Source organism: Thiomicrorhabdus cannonii (genome assembly GCF_013391695.1).
Lineage (GTDB): Bacteria > Pseudomonadota > Gammaproteobacteria > Thiomicrospirales > Thiomicrospiraceae > Thiomicrorhabdus > Thiomicrorhabdus cannonii.
Genome location: NZ_JACBGH010000055.1, coordinates 1 through 255 on the forward strand (window position 1 = coordinate 1; position 255 = coordinate 255).

Sequence of the window (255 nt, forward strand, 5' to 3'; positions counted from 1 at the left end):
TCACCTACACACCGGTTGCCGACTACAACGGTCCTGACAGCTTCACCTACACCATCACCGACGGCCAAGGCGGAACAGATACCGCAATGGTGACGTTAACAGTCAACCCGCAGAATGATCCGCCGGTCGCACTGGACGACGTAAGCATTTTGGATGAAGACTCCAGTGCCAATATTGACGTACTGGCCAATGACAGCGATTTGGACGGTGATACCATCACAGTACAAAGCGTGACTCAACCTGCGCACGGTAATG

The 255-nt window shown here is 53.3% G+C and carries 1 protein-coding gene; it reads left to right on the forward strand.

Annotated features, from left to right (window positions below; genetic code table 11):
* The coding region (locus HZ297_RS11940) for an Ig-like domain-containing protein (RefSeq protein ID WP_178863992.1) at positions 1-255 on the forward strand (255 nt) is incomplete at both ends.